This window comes from Streptococcus sp. FSL R7-0212, from assembly GCF_038007985.1.
Classification (GTDB): Bacteria; Bacillota; Bacilli; order Lactobacillales; family Streptococcaceae; genus Streptococcus; species Streptococcus parauberis.
Map to the genome: position 1 here is coordinate 1,951,027 of NZ_JBBOYF010000001.1, position 20,039 is coordinate 1,971,065.

Consider the following 20,039-nt stretch of genomic DNA (forward strand, 5'->3'; position numbering starts at 1 on the left):
ATAAATAATAGAAAAAATAAAAAAAAGCATCCCGACGGATGCTTGGATGAAGGCGGTAGACGGATTTGAACCGACGATCAAGCTTTTGCAGAGCCGTGCCTTACCACTTGGCTATACCGCCACAACAGTAATAATTTTACCCTAAATTCCAGTAAAGGTCAAGATAAATTTAACTTCAATATAGGATCAAAAAAACTTTTGGAATTTTTTTCTAACCTAGTCCAATATTTTTAACAATTAGAATCATTCTAAATATTGCAACAGTGCTATTTAAATTATTTCTAATTTAAGAACAATCTCATACCAATAGAATTTTCTGATAATTGCCCTGTTTTACTAGCTTTTTTCAATAGACTTTTATTATTTCTTTGCCTATAATACAAGTATAAAAAAGAAGGAGGACTTGTAAATGTCTTTAGTCGGAAAAGAAATTCTTGAATTTTCAGCGGACGCATATCATAATGGCGAGTTTATCACTGTTACTAGTGAGGATATTAAAGGGAAATGGGCAATTTTCTGTTTCTACCCTGCAGATTTCTCTTTTGTTTGTCCAACTGAACTTGGTGACTTACAAGATCAATATGCATCTCTTAAATCATTAGGTGTTGAAGTCTACTCAGTTTCTACAGATACTCACTTTGTCCATAAAGCATGGCATGATGACTCTGAAGTTGTTGGAAAAATTGAGTATACAATGATTGGTGACCCTTCACATAAAATTTCAGAAGCTTTCGAGGTCTTATCAGAAGACGGCTTAGCTCAACGTGGAACATTTATCATTGATCCAGATGGCATCATCCAAATGATGGAAATCAATGCCGATGGTATCGGACGTGATGCAAGCACTCTAATTGACAAAATCCATGCTGCTCAATATATTCGTCAACATCCAGGTGAAGTATGTCCCGCTAAGTGGAAAGAAGGATCTGAAACATTAACTCCAAGTCTAGATTTAGTTGGTAAAATTTAGTTAATTTTTTTCAATAGATAAGGAGGGAATTTATGTCGCTTACTCCAGATATTAAGAACCAAATCAAACAATACCTTGATCTATTAGAATCTGATATTGTCTTTCAAGTAAACCTTGGTGATGATCAAAATTCTAAAAACGTAAAAGAGTTTTTAGAAGAAATAGCAAACATGTCTAGTAAAATTACAATCGAGGAAAAATCACTAACTCGACAACCCAGTTTTAAAATTGCCCAATTAGATAAAGAAAGTGGTGTTGAATTTGCTGGTATTCCACTCGGACATGAATTCACATCATTTGTTTTAGCTTTGTTACAAGTTTCTGGTCGACCACCAAAGATTGAACAAGAGCTGGCGAATCAAATTAAAGCAATTGATAAAGAGCTTCATTTTGAAACTTATGTTAGTTTATCATGTCATAATTGTCCTGATGTAGTACAGGCATTTAATATCATGTCAGTCTTAAATCCTAAGATTTCACACACCATGATTGAAGGTGGCATGTTCCAAGACGAGGTTAAAGAAAGAGGAATCATGGCCGTCCCAACGGTCTACCTAGATAACCAAGTCTTTTCTTCAGGACGTACCACTGTTGAACAGCTATTGGAAAAGATTACCGGCCCAGCCTCTGCTGACAATTTTTCAGAAAAAGGCGTATATGATGTCCTTGTCATTGGCGGTGGCCCTGCGGGCAATAGCTCTGCAATCTACGCTGCGCGTAAAGGACTGAAAACTGGCCTTCTAGCTGAAACTTTCGGTGGACAAGTAATGGAGACTGTCGGCATTGAAAATATGATTGGTACTCTTTATACTGAAGGTCCTAAATTAATGGCCCAAATTGAAGAGCATACAAAATCTTATAATGTTGATATTATCAAAGTTCAGTTAGCTACTTCGATTGCTAAAAAAGAAGATTTAATTGAAGTAACACTTGCTAATGGTGCTGTATTACAAGCTAAAACAGCAATCCTAGCCCTTGGGGCAAAATGGCGTAACATCAATGTTCCAGGTGAAGATGAGTTCCGTAACAAAGGGGTGACCTACTGTCCACATTGTGACGGACCACTATTTGAAGGAAAAGATGTTGCTGTTATAGGTGGCGGTAATTCAGGTATGGAAGCTGCTTTAGACTTAGCTGGTTTATGTAAACAAGTAACTGTCTTAGAGTTTTTACCTGAAGTAAAAGCTGATCAAGTCCTTCAAGATCGCGCTGCAAAAACAAATAATTTAACCATTATTACTAATGCAGCAACGAAAGATATTGTCGGTCAAGATCATGTAACAGGTCTCAACTACACTGACCGAGAAAGCCAAGAAGAAAAGCATATTGACTTAGAAGGTGTCTTTGTCCAAATTGGACTTGTACCGAATACCCAATGGCTTAAAGATAGTGGAATTGAATTAACTGACCGAGGCGAGATTGTCGTTGACGGCCATGGTTCTACAAATATTCCTGGTATCTTTGCTGCTGGTGATTGTACAAACTCTATTTATAAACAAATTATCATTTCTATGGGGTCAGGAGCAACTGCTGCCATTGGCGCATTTGACTACTTAATCCGTCAATAATAATTCAAACTACTCTTTAACTAATCACAGTTTCTGAGTAGTTTTTTGTTTTATTAAAGTGAGATTGACTTGCATAAATTGAATATTTTTGATAGAATGGTCATGTCGTTTGTGCGACAAATACTCATCTTAAACCAATTGTTGACTTGTTGCCCTTTGGGTTAGTCTGCAAGCTGAAGTTTAAGAGAGGAAAAAAACATTATGAAGGAGAAACTACTCATGGCAGTAATTTCAATGAAACAACTATTAGAGGCTGGTGTTCACTTTGGCCACCAAACTCGTCGCTGGAACCCTAAGATGGCTAAATACATCTTTACAGAACGTAACGGAATCCACGTTATCGACTTACAACAAACTGTTAAATTAGCTGACCAAGCTTACGAATTTGTTCGTGACGCTGCAGCAAATGACGCTGTTATCTTGTTCGTTGGTACTAAAAAACAAGCTGCTGAAGCTGTTGCAGACGAAGCAACTCGTGCTGGTCAATACTTCATCAACCACCGTTGGTTAGGTGGAACTCTTACTAACTGGGGAACAATCCAAAAACGTATCGCTCGTTTGAAAGAAATCAAACGTATGGAAGAAGAAGGAACTTTTGAAGTTCTTCCTAAAAAAGAAGTTTCACTTCTTAACAAACAACGTGCACGTCTTGAAAAATTCCTAGGTGGTATCGAAGATATGCCTCGTATCCCAGACGTAATGTACGTTGTTGACCCACATAAAGAACAAATCGCTGTTAAAGAAGCTAAAAAACTTGGTATTCCAGTTGTTGCTATGGTTGATACTAATGCTGATCCAGATGATATCGATGTTATCATCCCAGCTAACGATGACGCTATCCGCGCCGTTAAATTAATCACTGCTAAATTAGCTGACGCTGTTATCGAAGGCCGTCAAGGTGAAGATGCAGACGTTAACTTTGAAACTGAAGCTAAAGCAGATTCAATCGAAGAAATCGTTGAAGTTGTTGAAGGCGACAACGCTTAATTCACTTAAGATTTTGAATGATTAGTCTTTGACAATCGAAAAACCAAACGGGGCAGAAGCAAACCGCTCTGTTCCGTTTTTTTAAATTGATAAAAAATTATTTTTGGAGGATTTTACTAATGGCAGAAATTACAGCAAAACTTGTAAAAGAGTTGCGTGAAAAATCTGGTGCCGGCGTTATGGACGCTAAAAAAGCACTTGTTGAAACTGACGGAGACATGGACAAAGCAGTTGAATTACTCCGTGAAAAAGGTATGGCTAAAGCTGCTAAGAAAGCTGACCGTGTTGCCGCTGAAGGTTTAACTGGTGTTTACGTAAATGGTAATGTTGCTGCTGTTGTTGAAGTTAATGCTGAAACAGACTTTGTAGCAAAAAATGCTCAATTCGTTGAATTAGTTAACGAAACAGCCAAAGTTATTGCTGAAGGTAAACCTGCTAACAACGAAGAAGCACTTGAATTAACTATGCCTTCTGGTGAAACATTAGCTAATGCATATGTAAATGCAACTGCTACTATCGGTGAAAAAATTTCATTCCGTCGTTTTGCACTTATTGAAAAAAATGACGAACAACACTTTGGTGCGTACCAACATAACGGTGGACGCATTGGTGTTATCACTGTTATCGAAGGTGGCGATGAAACTCTTGCTAAACAAGTAGCAATGCACGTTGCAGCTATGAAACCAACTGTTCTTTCATACACTGAACTTGATCCTCAATTTGTACACGATGAATTAGCACAACTTAACCATGCTATTGAACTTGATAACGAATCACGTGCAATGGTTGATAAAGCTCCACTTCCATTCTTAACTTATGGATCAAAAGCTCAATTATCAGATGAAGTTATTGCTAAAGCTGAAGAAGATATCAAAGCTGAATTAGCTGCTGAAGGTAAACCTGAAAAAATCTGGGATAAAATCATTCCAGGTAAAATGGATCGTTTCATGCTTGATAACACAAAAGTTGACCAAGCATACACACTTTTAGCACAAGTTTACATCATGGATGACAGCAAAACTGTTGAACAATACCTAAACTCAGTAAACGCAAAAGCAATCTCATTTGCACGTTTTGAAGTTGGTGAAGGTATCGAGAAAAAAGCTAACGACTTCGAATCAGAAGTTGCTGCTACAATGGCTGCTGCTCTTAATAACTAAGAACCACAAAAACCTTGAACTCAACTGGTTCAAGGTTTTTTTCTCTCATAAAAAAGGTTGAGCTTAGGCTCAACCTTTTCTATTACCAAATAATAACCCTATCTTCAGGACGACGCCACATAAAGTCTCCTTCAGTTACGCCGAACTCTTGATGGAATTCATCAAAGTTTGTAAGCGTAACATTTGTACGCCATTCTCCTGGTGCATGCACATCAACTGTCGCCATCATTTGCATAAATTCAGGGCGAGCTTTCATCCGCCAAATACGAGCAAAGTTAACAAAGTAATCACGCGCTGAGAAGTCAGCCTCTTTTTTGGCAGCTTCCAAAGCACAAGCCACACCACCAAGGTCTGCTACATTTTCAGAAACAGTTAACTTACCATTAACCTTGGCTCCATAGGAATCCAAACCTTCAAATTGGTCAACAACCTTATCAGTTCTTTCTTTAAAGGCTGTGTAGTCTGCCTCAGTCCACCAATCTTTCAATGATCCATGTTCATCGAAGGAAGCACCGTTAGTATCAAAGGCGTGTGAAATTTCATGGGCAATAACAGCTCCAATACCGCCATAGTTGGCTGAAGAACTTTGTTCTAATGAGTAGAAAGGTACTTGTAAGATGGCCGCAGGAAAGACAATTTGATTCTGTTGCGGATCATAGTAAGCATTGACCATATGAGCAGGCATATGCCATTCTTTCCGATCAACAGGTTGATTCCATTTACTCCAACTGTGAGCGATTGAAATAGCCGCTAATTTTTGCGCATTTTCAACTAATGATAGACTCTCATCGATAATTTTCTTAGCATAAGTTTCAGGTAATTGTTCCGGATAACCAATGTGTGGTGTAATCACATTTAGTTTAATAATCGCTTTTTCACGTGTAGCTGGTGCTAGCCAATCAGCGGCTTGTAAACGCGATTTGTAAACATCGATCATCGTAGCAACTTTGTGCTCCACATCAGCTTTCGCCTCAGGTGAGAAGAACTTATCAGCATACCATAAACCAATTGCTTGACTGTAAGGTCCTTGTGCGAGATAGTAAGCAGCTTTTTTCTTATTCATGGCTTGAGGTGTTCCTGAGAGCGCACGGCCATAAACACCAGATTCAACCCTAATCGCATCTGTTAAATAGGAATTATAGGCATTGGCAGCACCAATGATTAAATCAGCTTTCAACAAGTCCCAATTTGCTTCAGAATAATAGCGAGAAGCAAATTTCGTCCAAAAGCGTTCCTCAGGAACAATAACCTTATCTGGAACCTGACCTAAGATTTGCGTAAAGATAGCATCTAATGGCAATTCTGGAGCTAATTTGCTAAAGTCAGCCCATTCGTATGGATGATAAAGCTTAACATATTCAGACGCTTCTTCTTGCGAAAGAACATACTGTGCCAATTGCTTATCTAGTTCAAGTGTTTTATCTAATAAGTCCGAAATTTCTTCGTCTGAAAAATTAAAGTTCCGCAGAATTTTTTCTTGTGACTGACGCCAAACCTGACGCAATTCATCAGCTTTTTCGTGCCCTTCTTCATAATAAGTTGTATCTGGTAATAAAATAGATGGTGCTTCTGCCCAAAGCACATTTAACTGAGCATTCATAAAGTCAGGTGCTACACCAAATGGGAAGAGGTTTGGTTTACCTGTCATTTCGAATTCAGCAATCTTAGAGGCAAATTCTTCAAACGAGTTTAAATTTTGGTATTCTTCAATCAAAGGTAAAACAGGTTGTACACCTACTTCTTCACGTTTAGCATAATCTGATGTCATTTGGTGAAACTTAATAAAGTTTCCTAAAATAGCATCTTGAGGTTGTTCTTGCCCTGCTAACCATTTGTCTGTTGTCTCTAACATGAAATTTTCAATTTCATCAGCTAAGTCTGAAAATCCACCAGTTCTAGGTTTATCATCAGGGATTACAGCTGTTTCAGCCCATTTACCATTAACAGCGTGATAAAAATTTTCTTTATAATCGACCATTATGTCTCCTCCTAATAGTTACTGCTATTACTTATTAAAAAGCAGTGTAATCTCTTACATTGTACCAAATTTCTAGTAAAAAAACTAAGAATATTCAGCTTTAAACACCATTTTAAAAAATGAGCAGCTTCGTATAAGCTGCTCATTTTTTTCATAAGGACATGACTGTTTCAACAATGTGATTAGTAGATAAGCCATAAACATCAAGTAGGTAATCACTTTTTCCGACTTGACCAAAGGACTCTTTTACACCCATTCGAGTAACAGATGTATTTTTCTCTGTTGATAGTGCTTCACAAATAGCAGACCCAAGACCACCAATTTGATTATGATTTTCTACAGTAACAATTGTTTTCCCAATAAGATTAGCTATTGATGATTCCGGTAATGGCTTAATTCTAAAGAGGTCAACAACTTCAACTTCTTTTCCTTTTTCTGATAAGAGCTCTGCTGCTTCCATTGCTTTTGCGACCATGATACCAGAAGCAACAATTGTTGCATCCTTGCCACTACGAAGAACTTTGTACCCTTGTGAGAAATCTTCGCCAGCTTCATATATCGGAAGTGGTTTTTTACGAATCGTTCTAATATAGGATAGTCCTTAAATACTTAATGTTTCTTGCAAAACAGCCTCAAATTGGATGTCATCACTGACTTCATAAACAGTAGCTTTTGGAACCAAGCGGAGTAATCCTAAATCTTCAAATGGCATATGTGTTCCACCATTCATCTCAGCACTCACACCTGCATCTGAACCAATAATTGTCGCTTGTAACTGTGCGTAACCAAGGGAGATAAATAGTTGGTCAAAAACACGTCTAGAAGCAAACGGACCAAAAGTATGTATATAAGGATGGTAGCCTTTTACGGCTAATCCGGCCCCTAATCCAATCATCTGCGCTTCCATTATTCCCAAGTTGACAAAACGTTTGCCTAACCTCTGAGATAAGTTGTTAGTAGCCATTGAACTTGATAAATCTGCTTCAAGTGCTGCTACTTGAGGATGACTATCACTCACTTCGGCTAAAAAGTCACGATAAACATGGCGCATTTCTTTTGTTTGTCTAGTCATTAGTCAACCTCCAATTCTTTTCTCAAATCATTTGCTGCAGAACTTAAAGCGGAGAGTTGTGCCTGATCTGGTCTTAAATGGTGGTTAGAAGTCATATTTTCAATTAATGATACACCTTGACCTTTAATTGTATCTAAAACAATGCACTTAGGTTTAGAACTATTAGATAATTTTAAAGCTAATATTGCATCATAAATTGCTAGAATGCTACTACCATCGACACGGACAGCTTCAAAACCAAAAGCTTCAAATTTTTGAACATAATCACCTGGTTGACAGATTTCTTCAGTCAAACCATCCAATTGTTTTTTATTGTCATCGACGAAAACAAATATGTTTGATAATTTTTGATGCGCAGCAAATTGGAATGCTTCCCAACACTGTCCCTCATTCAATTCACCATCACCAACAATTGTATATGTGAAGTGGTCTGATTTTTCAATCACTTGGGCATATGCAATACCGGTGGCTACACTCACACCCTGTCCCAATGACCCTGTTGTCATGTCAACTCCAGGTGTTAAATTTTTATCAGGATGTGAAGGAAGTCGTGTTCCATTTGCATTTAAAGAATGAAGAAACTCTTGATTAAAGAATCCTTTTAGGTACAAGGTACTATAGAGGGCCGGCCCAGCATGGCCTTTTGATAAAACAAAATAATCACGATCTTTCTTGCTAAAAAGCTCTGGGGTCATTGGCATGATTTCACCATAGAGAACTGCCAATGTTTCAACAATTGACAAACTTCCACCATAGTGACCAAAGCCCAAATGGTTCAGCGTTTCTAATATATTCACTCTAATCTCTAGAGCAAACTGTTCTAGTTCTGCTAGTTTTGCTTCACTTAAGGTCATTCATTACGCCTCCTTAGATTGTTTTCCTACAAACGAGAATGCTACGAGGGTTACTAAAATAAGAACAAGTCCAATAGCAATAGCAGTCGCACCACCGATTTTATTAAGCATGCCAAGAACGATACCTGATAAACCAAAGTCTGCATCAGAGAAGGTTGTTCCTTTAAATCCTAGTCCACCAAGTACTGGCATCAAGAAGATTGGAAGATAACTAATTAATACCCCTTGCATAAATGCACCTACAGTTGCTCCTCTAACACCACCTGCAGCATTACCAATAACACCTGCAGTAGCTCCACAGAAGAAATGAGGGACAACTCCTGGTAAAATAACTGTTGTACCAGTCATAATCATCACAGCCATACTTACTAACCCACCTGCAAAACTTGAAATAAAACCAAGTAATACTGCGTTAGGTGCATATGGATAAACAATTGGACAATCCAAAGCAGGTTTTGAATTTGGAACCAATTTTTCTGAAATACCTTTGAAGGCAGGGACAATTTCACCCAAAATGAGACGAACCCCTGCAAGAATTACAAAGACACCTGCAGCAAATTGTCCAGCTAATTGAAGAGCAAACACAAGTCCGTGTGTTCCATTACTCAATTCTTTAGCAATCCATCCTGGTCCAGCAAAAATCGCAACAATCAAGTAAATTATGGTCATTGAAATAGTAATACTTACTGTACTATCACGTAAGAAAGATAAAGATTTTGGAAATTTAATATCTTCAGTTGATTTAGATTTGTCACCAACTAAACCACCGATAGTTCCACTTAGCCAGTAGCCAAGTGAACTAAAGTGCCCCAAAGCTACTTTATCATTACCTGTCAATTGAATCATAAATTTTTGAACAAATGCAGGAGAGACACTCATAATAATACCTAATGCTAAACCGCCAAAGATGATAAGTGATGCTGACTTAAATCCAGATACACTCATTATCACAGCAATCATACATGCCATATAAAGCGTATGGTGACTAGTTAAGAAAATGTATTTAAACTTTGTAAAGCGGGCAATAAGAATGTTGAAAATCATACCTGCAAACATGATTAGAGCGGTTGCTGAACCATATTTTGTCAAAGCAACAGCCACAATTGCTTCATTATTTGGTACTACGCCTGACAGATGGAAGGCGTGTTCAAACATTGTTCCAAATGGATTTAATGAACTTTGTACAATACCGGCCCCGCCAGATACAACAAGGAAGCCAACGAAAGTTTTAATACCACCCTTGACAATATCAGGTGTTGCTTTTTTTTGAAGCAAGAGACCAATAACCGCAATCAAGGCAACCAAAATAGCTGGTGTACTGGCAATATCAACTAAAAATTTCATTTCTCTCTCCTCCTAGATTAATCCTTTTTCCTGACAGATAGCTGTAACCAATTCTCTTAATTCATCCATATCAATAATACTGTTCAGGATACGAACATCCCCAAGGTGCCCAGCAGAATCTTCTAGGTCACGTCCCAAAATCCATACATCAGCTGCAGAAGGATCTGCGCCTCCTAGGTCATAATGCTCTACTTCAACATCAGTGACACCAAGATCTTTAAGAATAGATTCGATATTCATTTGTACCATAAAACTTGAGCCCAACCCTGAGCCACATGCTGTACCAATTCTTAACATTATATTACGCCTCCTGATTAATAATTTTTTTTATTTCCTGGTAGTTACGTGAAGCAAGTAATACCTTAACATGCTCATTATCTCTTAAAATTGTGGTTAATTGTGACAAAGCCTTTAGATGGGTTTCATTATCCACAGCAGCGATACAAATCAGTAAATGGATTTCTTGCTTGGGATCATCCAAAAGGTAAATTGGCTGTTCAAGGACTAACATGGACATACCCACATCGACGACACCATCTTCGGGTCGGCATGTGGAATGGCTATCCCTTTCCCAAGATTGATAAATGGTCCAAATTCCTCCACCTTTTCAATCATTGCTTGGGAATAATGGTCCGTAATTTTTCCTTGATCAAGCAATGGCTGAGCAGCCAGTTTGATTGCTTCTTTCCAATCTAGCTTTTGTGAGCTGGTTTGATAAGTCTGTTCTGTAATTAATTCGTGCAGCAAGGGTCTCACGTCCTTTCTTAATAAATCTTGTTTCAATATTTTACGCAATGCAATCCGTAGTTCTTTTTCCTTAGTCACTGTAGCGTAATGCTTAATAGTAGTAAGTATTTTTTCAACTTCTAAATCCTCATCAGCAAGATTTGGAAAATCTTGACAAACCAAGTCAACTAGTTGAAAAGATTGTTCTTCGGTCATTATCATTGGTACTAAGTAACATGGCTTTTTTCTATCCAAAATGATAGTCGAAAAAATCATGTCATAATCATTTGGGTCGATACCATCTAACTGATCAACTCGTGAAATACCTTGAAAACTGAGCTGAGGAAAAAGGATTTTTAAATTTTCCTTAATGATTAAGGAGGAACTAACCCCATTAGGACAGATAATGACTGCCCGATATTTGCTTTCAACGACTGATTTTTGCTGGTGTAAGTAGCCACCAAAATGTAAGACAAAATAAGCAATTTCACTGGATGGAATTGGATAACCCACTTCTCTTTCAAGTGGTTGCAAGGCTTGCCGAACCATGGTAAAAAGCTCTGGGTAATCCTGCTTAATCCGATAAGCATAATCATTTGATGAAGATAAACCAAATTGCAGTCGATAATAAGCTGGAATCAGATGACGCTTCATGGTTGCCAACATAGCTCCCTTATCTTCAAAGCGCAACAATGATATGCCTTCCAACTGATTAATGATTTCTAATGTCAACTCACTAAAATAATAGTCATCACTATCCTGGTCACCTTCAAAAGACCCCAAAAGCAAAAGTCGCAGATAGTTTTGTTGAGGATCTGTGAGCTCTAAATCGACCTTCTCCTCTTGCTTAACCTCATTTGCCACCAAACTAATCAGATCTTCTATTTCCTTGGAAATCGGTGTCCGGTTATCTTCGATTCGAATAACAGAACGCTGATAACGACTAAGGATAAAGATAATAATGTAGAGACACTCTTTCAAACGATCGAGAATTGGTGTCATTTGGAAAGTCTGATAATAATCAGTGACTTTCTGCTCCAGTAACTCATAAGAAACCTTATAATCCCACTCAGATAGAATGTAGTCAAGGGCCCATCGTCCATTGGCTGATTGAATCAAATCCGTGATTATCTTGATAGCCATCCGGTGTTTATCTTGTTCTTTGCCTCTTAAGGTATAGCCAAGTTGACGAGAGTAGATTAACTTCAATTGGTAACTGGCCATTAAGGAACGTAAAGCCTTGATATCCGTTAAGGTCGTATTTTTACTGACTTTCAAAAAATATTGATAGTGAGTATTGGATACAAAATCTTTCCGACAAAAGGTATAAAGGTAAATAAAAGCTATTCTTTCTTCTTGTCCAAGAAAAATATGCTGTGAATTTAATAAGTTAAAAATTAATTGTGACTTATTTTCTAACTTTTTTGAAAGGCTGTAGTTGCCATTAGAGATGACAAGTTGGGGAAATTTATTTGCTTCTAACAACTGATTGATTGTTGCTATTTCATCTTTTAAAGTTTTTATGGAAAACTTTGTCTTTACAGATAATTCATAAAGAGAAAGTTGTTGATTTCTAATCAACGTCATCAATATTACTAGTGATTTATTATCAACCATAACCTTACCTTTCCTCTTTCATTTTAGACTATTGACTGAGAGCTTCCTAGTCCCTATTGGGCACAATTTAATCTATCTATTATTTAAAATACTTTGTGCTAAAGTCAGATAATCCTATTATACAATGCCTCTAAGCAGATGAGAACACAAAAAAGCCTAAGCAAAACAGGTATCATCTACCTCTTTCCTTAGGCTTATATTTTTATTTCTATATTATTTAGCGAGAATTGCAATTGTTTGATAAGCTTCTAAAGTTAGATTTGTACCAACTAAGTCGACCTCATAATTACTAATTAACACTCGTCCATTTTGATACTCAATTGGCAGTTCAACTTGAGCTTGATCAGAATAGAAATTATTTAGGACTAATAATTTTTGTCCATCCAACTCACGTTCAAAGGCATAAATGCGCTCACTATCTTTGAGAGCTGCTTTATAATCTCCCTCAGAGATTAATGGCATTTCTTTACGTAATTGAATTAATTTTTGATAGAATGGGAAAATCTTTCCATTCTTCTCTGCTTCAACATTAATTTCTTTGTAAGTCTTACCTGATTTGAGCCATGGAATTCCAGTAGTAAATCCAGCATTTTTACTGGCATCCCATTGCATTGGTGTACGTGAATTGTCCCGAGATTTTGCACTAATAATTGTAAAAGCTTCTTCTTCAGTCTTACCTTCATCTAGAAGCATTTGATAGGCATTTAAACTTTCAATATCAACGTAGTCAGTCATGGTATCATAATCAGGATCAACCATACCAATTTCTTCACCCATATAAATATAAGGCGTTCCACGTGATAAGTGAATTGAAGCAGCAAGCATTGTCGCACCTTCCTCACGGAAGTTTTGGATATCTACAAAACGATTCAATGCACGTGGTTGGTCGTGGTTATTGTAGAATAAAGCATTCCAACCATTACCAACACTCATTCCTTCACCCCAAGAATGGAAAAGGTCACGCAAGGTAATAAAATCAAAATCCATTAAGGTCCATTTTTGACCATCTTTGTAGTCAACTTTTAAATGGTGGAAATTAAATGCCATTGATAATTCTTCCCGTTCAGGAGCTGTATAAAGAATACAATTTTCAATAGTCGTTGCAGACATTTCACCAACTGTCATAAAGGAATCATCTTTACCAAAGCTGGCATTATTCATCATCTTTAGGTATTCGTGCGTAATTGGTCGGTCAGTGTAAGCAGGTTTACCATCATTGATAGCACAATCTTCTAAGACTTCATCTTTACCAATCAAGTTAATAACATCAAAACGGAAACCTTTTACGCCTTTATCTTTCCAGAAATTAACAACTTTAAAGAGTTCTTCGCGAACATTAGGATTTCTCCAATTCAAGTCAGCCTGTGTCACATCAAATAAATGAAGATAATATTTGCCAGTATCACCAAACGGTGCCCATGCATTACCACCAAATTTTGATAACCAATCTGTTGGTTGATCTCTTAAAATGAAGAAATCTTGATAGTATTTATCACCAGCTAATGCTTTTTGGAACCACTCGTGTTCCGTAGAACAATGGTTTAACACCATATCTAACATAAAGTCAATCTTATTTTCCTGACCAACTCGGATTAGTTCTTCAAAATCTTCCATAGTTCCAAAATCAGGGTTTACAGCAGTGTAATCTGCTACATCGTAACCATTATCTCGTTGTGGACTTGGATAAAAGGGATTTAGCCAAACCATGTCAATTCCTAATTCACGCAAATAAGGAATTTTTTCAATAATGCCACGTAAATCACCTACGCCACTTCCATCAGTATCTTTATATGATTTTGGATAAATTTGATAGACAACTTTTCTTTTGTCAATAGCCATATCTCTTCCTCCCTAGAAATGGAGACAGGAACTGCCTCCAGTTCCTGTACTCTCTATTTGAATTCTTTTATTTTTTAACAGCAGTCATTAATGGTTGTTTACGAGAAATCTCAGATGGCAAAGTAGCATCTACAGTAACATCGTAAGCATCTTGATTTGTGACAACAAATGGTGTTTCAGTTGGATATCCAGCAGCTTTAATTGCTTCCATATCAAATGAAATTAATTTGTCGCCAGCTTTAACAATATCACCTTGGTTAACGTGGGCTGTGAAGCCTTGGCCATCTAGGTTAACGGTATCCATACCAATATGCATTAAAATTTCAACGCCATCAGTAGAAACAAGTCCTACAGCATGTTTAGTTGGGAACAATACTGACACTTGTCCATCAACTGGTGAAACTAATTCACCTTCGGTTGGTTGGATCAGAACACCTTGTCCCATTACTGCTTGTGCAAATACTGGGTCAACAGCTTCACTTAAAGGTTTTACTTGACCTGTAAGTGGGCTAACCATTTCAACTTTAGAACCTGAAGTAGCAACAGTTGATGTCGCTTCAGTAGCAACAGGAGCCGCTACTGCTGAATCAGCTAAACGATCAGCAATTGCTTCATCTTCAGCTTTAGTCATGATGTTTGATTTACGGAAAAAGAAAGTTAAGAACATTGGAATTGCAATAGCAACTGCCATACAGATAAAGAATGGAATCATTGATTTAACGTGGATTGCCATGAAACCTGGAAGTCCACCAACACCAATAGAGTTAGCTTGAACGTTCATTGTTGTTGCAAGTAAGCCAGCAACACCAGAACCAATCATACCAGCAACAAATGGATAAACATATTTCAAGTTAACCCCAAATAATGCAGGTTCAGTTACACCTAGGTAAGCTGAGATTGTAGCTGCTACAGAAACTTCTGCTTCGCGCTCATTATGACGGTTCATTAAGTAGTAAGCAAATACAGCAGAACCTTGTGCAATATTTGAAAGTGCAATCATTGGCCATAGACCTGTTGTATGAGTTGCAGTATCTGCAATCAATTGAGTATCAATGGCATTTGTCATATGGTGCAAACCAGTGATAACAAGTGGCGCATATAAAGCACCGAAGATAGCACCGAACAACCATTTCACTGGACCAGTTAAACCAGCAAGTACTACAAATGAGATACCTTTACCAATTGTCCAACCTAAAGGACCTAAAACCGTATGGGCTAAGATAATTGCTGGAACTAATGATAAGAATGGTACAAAAATCATAGAAACTACTTCTGGAATACGTTTACGCCAGAAAATTTCAAGATAAGCTAATGTTAAACCGGCAAGTAAAGCTGGAATAACTTGAGCTTGATAACCAATACGGTTAATTGTGAACGATCCAAAATCCCATACCCAGTTTTTAGCAATTTCAGAAGCTGGAGTGCTTGCAACTGCATAGGCATTAAGTAATTGTGGAGAAACCAAACAGATACCTAGAACGATACCTAAGATTTGAGTTGTCCCCATTTTACGAGTTACCGACCAAGTGATACCTACTGGTAAGAAGTGGAAAATTGCTTCCCCTGGTAACCATAAGAATGAATCAACACCAGCCCAGAATTTTGAAACTTCTACAATTGTTTTCCCATCAAGGAAACTCCATGGAACACTATCAATAACGTTACGGAATCCTAAAATAAGACCCCCAACGATAATAGCTGGAATAATTGGTGTGAAAATTTCAGCCAACATTGTCATAACACGTTGGAATACATTTTGATTACTTTTGGCTGCCGATTTAGCAACTTCTTTCGAAACGCCTTCTACACCAGAAACAGCTGTAAAATCATTATAAAAAATTGGAACATCATTACCAATGATAACCTGGAATTGACCAGCATTTGTAAAAGTTCCTTTTACAGCAGAAATTTTTTCAATTTCTTTGACATTAGCTTTGCTATTGTCATTCAAAACAAAACGCATGCGGGTTGCGCAGTGTGTAACAGCTTTGATGTTTTCTTTACCGCCTATGGCAGAAAGAAGTGTCTTAGCTTCATTTTCAAATTTTCCCATTTGATTTCCCCTAGTTTTTCCATAATTAAAACCGACTGAATAATTCAGTTGCTTTCAATGAATAAGTGATGTAACAGACCAATATTAAATTAGCTTATACTTTAATTGTAATCGATTCCAAACTTGTATGCAAGTTGTTTGCTTGAAAATCAGGATATTTCTGTTAAAATAAGATAGGTTGTCCGTAAAAAAATAGACAAATGAAAGAAACAATTACGATTATGAAAAAATATGAACGCATTTTCAAAGATTTAGAAGAAAAAATTGCCAAAGAAATTTATGCTATTGATGACTTTTTACCAACTGAAATTGAACTCTGTAAAGAGTATGATGCAAGTAGAGATACTATTCGTAAGTCACTGAACCTTCTAGCGAAAGCTGGACTAGTTAAAAGCCAACAAGGTCGTGGAACTCAAGTCATCAAACACCATCAAATATTATTCCCCATTTCTGAATTAACGAGTTATCATGAGTTAGTTTCCTACTTCAATATGGATTCGAAAACAAATGTTATTGCTATTGATAAATTAATTGTAGACAAATATGTTTCAAAATTAACTGGCTTCAAAGAAAATACAATTATCTGGCGAATCACCCGTCAGCGTGTTGTTGATGGCGTTGCCTCAGTTTTAGACATTGATTACTTGAATAAGGATATAGTCCCTACAATCTCAAGAGAAATTGCTGAAGTATCACTTTATCAATATTTGGAGAAAGAACTCCACTTACCAATTGATTTTGCCTTAAAAGAAGTTACAATTGACCAAATCAATGATCGGGATAAAATTTTACTAGATTTAGGATCTGACAAACATGTTGTCTCTGTGAAATCAAAAGTCTATTTGTCAAATAATGAACAATTCCAATTTACAGAAAGCCGGCATAAATTAGAAAAATTCAAATTTGTTGACTTTGCCAGACGAAATCCAAAATAAAAAAGAGGTGCCTAGCACCTCCTTTAGTTAGTCAGATATTTTTCTTGGTAGTTTTGCCCCCAAGCTAGCATTGAATCGATGACCGGTTCTAGACTAAGGCCCGTTTCAGTCAGTGAATATTCAACACGAGGTGGAATTTCTGCAAAGGCTTCACGGTGAACTAGACCATGGGCTTCCATATCACGTAATTGACTGGTTAAAACTTTTTGACTGACCTTGCCAATTGATTTTTGCAACTGACCAAAACGCATGGTCCCCTTCAACAAATCCCTGAGGATCAGAATCTTCCACTTATCCCCAATTAAGGATAAGGTAGTTTCCACAGGGCAAACTGTATTTTCTTCTGACATGGGGGTACCTCATTTCATTAGTATCATTTTGTAACTTACTTTACATTATATCCTAAAAAACTTTTTGTGACAAGTAGGTTAAAAACACTTAAATTACACATTTGTTACTTATAAGTAACTTACTTACTAAATTGTGCCTACTTTTCATTTAGAAACTAAGGCGATAAAATATACTTATTACCAATACAGGAGATTTTAAATATGACTTACACATACAATTCAGCTATTCGCTTAGGAATGGTCTCACTAAATGTCAAAGACCTGACAAATATGACTAACTTTTACACAGAAATTATTGGCTTATCCATTCTTAGTCAAGACGATAACAAATCATTACTAACTTTTGACGGCAAAGAAGCCATTATTGAACTTCGCTTAGTTAACTCCGACCAAGAAGCAACTTATGGACTTTACCATACTGCCATCTTAGTTCCAAATCGTAATGCTCTCGGCCTTGCCTTACGGCAAATCTTGGTTACGCAAGCGCCACTTGATGGTGCCGCAGATCATGGTTACAGTGAAGCCATTTACATTAGCGACCCCGAAGGAAATGGTGTCGAAATCTATCGCGATAAAGATGTTTCCGAATGGGATATTAAAGAAGATGGGCAAATCATCGGTGTGACAGACCCAATGGATGGTCAAAGTATGCTTGATAACTTAACTGAAATTCCTGAGGTTTACAAGTTAGACCCAGCAACAATAATTGGTCACGTTCATCTTAGTGTCCATAACGCCTTAGCGTCGTCTCAACTTTATCAAAAAGTTTTCCAAATGGGCAACAAAATGACGATTCCAACTGCCTCATGGATCGCCTCAGGGCAGTATCACCACCACCTAGCCTTCAATAATTGGGGTGGACCTAGCTTGCAGAAACATCAAGAGAGCAATCTTGGCCTAAATTACCTAACAATTGAGTATAGTGATCAGATTTTTTTTGATGCGACATTTAAAAAAGCTCAGCTTCATGGCATGATCGTCATTGAAAAAGAAAAGAATAATTATCTTCTTGAAGACTTGGATGGGATAAGAACACACGTTACTTTAGTGAAATAATTCAGATAGTCCACTCTTGACAAGTGGGCTTTTACTTTACTACAATGAAGTTATGTTAAAATTCCTGATTCCAACGGCCAAGGAAATGAAAGTGCCAACAGAAAGTTTTCCACCACTTATCCCCAAGTTCAGCCAGCCAATTATTGCAATGATGGCAGAGCTGACTTTGGAGGAACTTGCCTCAGTTTACAAAATTAAGCCTGAAGCTGCGCAAAAAGAATTAAATCGAATCAGGGAAATCCACCAAAATCAGGCCCTAACTTATCCCGCTTATAAGCTCTTCAATGGCTTAATGTACCGTTATATTAAACGCGAAAACCTCAGTAAAAAAGAGGAAAACTATTTAACCAAACGGACTTATATTACTTCATCTTTATATGGTATTATCCCCATGGATTTCCCAATTGCAGAGCATCGACTTGACTTCCAAACGAAAATAAAAATCAATGGTCAAAATTTAAAAACTTATTGGCGTCCACGTTACGACCAATTTTTATCACCTGAGGATGTTTATATCTCTTTACTTTCTAGTGAATTTGAGGATATATTCTCCACAGATAAACGAAAACTGTGGATAAGTATCACCTTTTTAGAAGAAAAAGACGGCATTCCCAAAAGCCATTCCACAATTTCCAAAAAAGCTCGAGGCGCATTTTTAACCGCAGCCATGAAAGCAAATTGCCAATCCTCATCACAGTTAAAATCCTTGAAATTCAATGGTTTCAGCTATTTTTCTGATTTATCTAATGCTGATCATTTTGTTTATATTAAAAAAGAGGCCTAGGCCTCTTTTTAGTTTATTCACATTTTTTATGACTTATGCACAAGCTGTGGATAAGTTTGAGGATAAATTGAGGAAAATTGCTTCAGATCCTTTGATAATCTCATTCTCAAGATTATTTTAAAGTAAATGATCCCGACTGACTTGCTCAAAAGATGCATCACCATCATTTAGCTTATCCCATATATGAACTTGTCCTTGGGCCAGTGATTTTTTGACATCAATAATTCGCTGATTTGAAGAGCCACGAAATTGTAGCATTAAATTTTTCTTACTAATATCAAATCGCCCATCGACAAGAATATCAATCAAAGAAAGCATCTCTAATTTATCTTCTGTCTCTTGCATCATTTCTTCCCAAGTATATCCAGTCCAGGACCAAATATCTTTTTCTGGCAATTCTCTTTTAATTCGCTTAATAAGTGGTAATAAGAAACTTGTATTTAAAAATGGTTCCCCGCCAAGGAGCGTTAAACCTTGTACATAAGGTTGAGCTAAGTCGGTCATAATTTGCTCTTCCAATACGTTGGTATAGGGTATCCCTGCTCTAAAAGACCAAGTGGCAGCATTATAACAACCTTTACAGTGAAACATACAACCTGATACATACAAAGAATTTCGAACACCCTCACCATCAACAAAATTAAAAGCTTTATAATCAATCACTCGTCCTTGGCTAAGTTCTTCACTTTTCCATTCTTTAGCTTTAGGTGTATTCCATGTTGTTTCTTCCATTATTACCTCACTTT

General features: G+C 37.1%; 15 protein-coding genes, 1 tRNA gene and 2 pseudogenes. 7 read left to right on the forward strand and 11 right to left on the reverse strand.

What is annotated here, in order from left to right:
- Nucleotides 1–50 precede the first annotated feature (50 nt).
- A tRNA-Cys gene (locus MKY69_RS09825) sits at nt 51–121 on the reverse strand.
- A 288-nt stretch (nt 122–409) separates the two neighbouring features.
- Between MKY69_RS09825 and ahpC the strand changes: the two genes are divergently transcribed.
- The 4 genes from ahpC (at nt 410) to tsf (ending at nt 4,685) form a co-directional block, all read left to right on the forward strand.
- Nucleotides 410–970 (forward strand): alkyl hydroperoxide reductase subunit C, encoded by a 561-nt coding sequence (gene ahpC / locus MKY69_RS09830; protein WP_003107831.1) that lies wholly within the window; start codon nt 410–412, stop codon nt 968–970.
- Nucleotides 971–1,002: 32 nt separating this feature from the next.
- The gene (gene ahpF, locus MKY69_RS09835) at nt 1,003–2,538 is read left to right on the forward strand and encodes an alkyl hydroperoxide reductase subunit F (protein ID WP_003107832.1); all 1,536 of its coding nucleotides are present in this window, start codon (nt 1,003–1,005) and stop codon (nt 2,536–2,538) included.
- 219 nt (nt 2,539–2,757) lie between these two features.
- Entirely contained in the window at nt 2,758–3,525 is a 768-nt protein-coding gene (gene rpsB, locus MKY69_RS09840) for a 30S ribosomal protein S2 (protein ID WP_003105621.1), read from the forward strand.
- A 119-nt stretch (nt 3,526–3,644) separates the two neighbouring features.
- Entirely contained in the window at nt 3,645–4,685 is a 1,041-nt protein-coding gene (gene tsf / locus MKY69_RS09845) for a translation elongation factor Ts (RefSeq protein WP_003103092.1), read from the forward strand.
- A gap of 82 nt (nt 4,686–4,767) precedes the next feature.
- Here tsf and MKY69_RS09850 read toward each other — a convergent pair whose 3' ends face one another.
- The 8 genes and pseudogenes from MKY69_RS09850 to treP form a co-directional block, all read right to left on the reverse strand.
- Entirely contained in the window at nt 4,768–6,663 is a 1,896-nt protein-coding gene (locus MKY69_RS09850; RefSeq protein ID WP_340791738.1) for a M13 family metallopeptidase, read from the reverse strand.
- 151 nt (nt 6,664–6,814) lie between these two features.
- Nucleotides 6,815–7,735 (reverse strand): annotated as a pseudogene (locus MKY69_RS09855) (transketolase family protein).
- The gene (locus MKY69_RS09860) at nt 7,735–8,589 is read right to left on the reverse strand and encodes a transketolase (protein WP_003107842.1); all 855 of its coding nucleotides are present in this window, start codon (nt 8,587–8,589) and stop codon (nt 7,735–7,737) included. Before MKY69_RS09860 ends, MKY69_RS09855 begins: the two are co-directional and overlap by 1 nt.
- Nucleotides 8,590–8,592: 3 nt before the next feature.
- Nucleotides 8,593–9,933, reverse strand: coding sequence for a PTS ascorbate transporter subunit IIC (locus MKY69_RS09865; RefSeq protein ID WP_340791740.1), 1,341 nt, complete (start codon nt 9,931–9,933; stop codon nt 8,593–8,595).
- A 12-nt stretch (nt 9,934–9,945) separates the two neighbouring features.
- On the reverse strand, nt 9,946–10,230 hold the full coding sequence (locus MKY69_RS09870) for a PTS sugar transporter subunit IIB (RefSeq protein ID WP_340791742.1): 285 nt from the start codon (nt 10,228–10,230) through the stop codon (nt 9,946–9,948).
- A gap of 4 nt (nt 10,231–10,234) precedes the next feature.
- Nucleotides 10,235–12,276, reverse strand: a pseudogene (locus MKY69_RS09875) (BglG family transcription antiterminator).
- A gap of 213 nt (nt 12,277–12,489) precedes the next feature.
- A complete protein-coding gene (gene treC / locus MKY69_RS09880; protein WP_340791744.1) occupies nt 12,490–14,115 on the reverse strand; it encodes an alpha,alpha-phosphotrehalase in 1,626 nt (541 codons plus the stop codon).
- Between the two features lie 67 nt (nt 14,116–14,182).
- The gene (gene treP, locus MKY69_RS09885; protein ID WP_003107846.1) at nt 14,183–16,168 is read right to left on the reverse strand and encodes a PTS system trehalose-specific EIIBC component; all 1,986 of its coding nucleotides are present in this window, start codon (nt 16,166–16,168) and stop codon (nt 14,183–14,185) included.
- Nucleotides 16,169–16,389: 221 nt separating this feature from the next.
- Here treP and treR point away from each other — a divergent pair, with 221 nt between their 5' ends.
- The gene (treR, locus tag MKY69_RS09890; protein ID WP_037620338.1) at nt 16,390–17,103 is read left to right on the forward strand and encodes a trehalose operon repressor; all 714 of its coding nucleotides are present in this window, start codon (nt 16,390–16,392) and stop codon (nt 17,101–17,103) included.
- A gap of 23 nt (nt 17,104–17,126) precedes the next feature.
- Here treR and MKY69_RS09895 read toward each other — a convergent pair whose 3' ends face one another.
- The gene (locus MKY69_RS09895) at nt 17,127–17,453 is read right to left on the reverse strand and encodes a winged helix-turn-helix transcriptional regulator (protein ID WP_003108945.1); all 327 of its coding nucleotides are present in this window, start codon (nt 17,451–17,453) and stop codon (nt 17,127–17,129) included.
- A 201-nt stretch (nt 17,454–17,654) separates the two neighbouring features.
- Between MKY69_RS09895 and MKY69_RS09900 the strand changes: the two genes are divergently transcribed.
- Nucleotides 17,655–18,509 carry a VOC family protein gene (locus MKY69_RS09900; RefSeq protein WP_003108943.1) on the forward strand — a complete coding sequence of 285 codons (855 nt, stop codon included), beginning with the start codon at nt 17,655–17,657 and terminating at the stop codon, nt 18,507–18,509.
- Nucleotides 18,510–18,561: 52 nt separating this feature from the next.
- Complete coding sequence (gene yaaA / locus MKY69_RS09905) at nt 18,562–19,293, forward strand: peroxide stress protein YaaA (RefSeq protein WP_003108941.1); 732 nt, start codon at nt 18,562–18,564, stop codon at nt 19,291–19,293.
- Between the two features lie 117 nt (nt 19,294–19,410).
- On the opposite strand, the gene nrdG is transcribed toward yaaA, so the two are convergent.
- Nucleotides 19,411–20,025 carry an anaerobic ribonucleoside-triphosphate reductase activating protein gene (gene nrdG, locus MKY69_RS09910; protein WP_003104313.1) on the reverse strand — a complete coding sequence of 205 codons (615 nt, stop codon included), beginning with the start codon at nt 20,023–20,025 and terminating at the stop codon, nt 19,411–19,413.
- Between the last annotated feature and the right edge of the window lie 14 nt (nt 20,026–20,039).